Origin of the sequence: Pantoea sp. OVA07A (genome assembly GCF_019969975.1) — a bacterium.
Classification (GTDB): Bacteria; Pseudomonadota; Gammaproteobacteria; order Enterobacterales; family Enterobacteriaceae; genus Pantoea; species Pantoea agglomerans.
Genome location: NZ_JAHXYM010000026.1, coordinates 1 through 476 on the forward strand (window position 1 = coordinate 1; position 476 = coordinate 476).

The 476-nt window shown below is 66.8% G+C and carries 1 protein-coding gene; it reads right to left on the reverse strand.

Translation table 11 applies throughout. The annotated features are described in order from the left end of the window. Window positions 1-117: 117 nt before the first annotated feature. On the reverse strand, window positions 118-476 hold a 359-nt coding region (locus LC417_RS22315), incomplete at its 5' end, for a TadE/TadG family type IV pilus assembly protein (RefSeq protein WP_223566364.1).

Genomic DNA, 476 nt, shown 5'->3' on the forward strand with positions numbered 1-476 from the left:
GCCGCTTCCACCCCGAGGGTCTGCTCCTGGATGACCCCGAGCGTCGCGATCAGGTAGACGAGAGGCACGAGCAGGATGAGCCCGACCGTGATGAACTCGAGTGCGGCCGAGCCGTCTTCATTCTTCACCCAGCGACTCCACCGGCGCATGCGCTTCCACCTCCAGAGCGTGTGGGATGCCGAGCAGACCGATCACAGGGAGCGTGGTGCGAACTCTCACAGTGACCTCCTGCTCCGTCATGGAGATCGTCACGTCCTCCGCGTAAGACGCCCCCACCGCGCGGTTCACGGCGATCCGAGTGCGCTCCACCCCCTCCTCGGGCTCCGTGTCGGCGAGTGCCGCGTAGTATGCGCCCTCCACCGCGGCATCGTGCACGACATTGCGCACGTACACGGCGAGCGCGAGCTGCAGCACGGCGAGCGCGAGCACCGTGAGGAGTGTGCCCACCAGAACGAACTCCACCGCACTGGATCCGC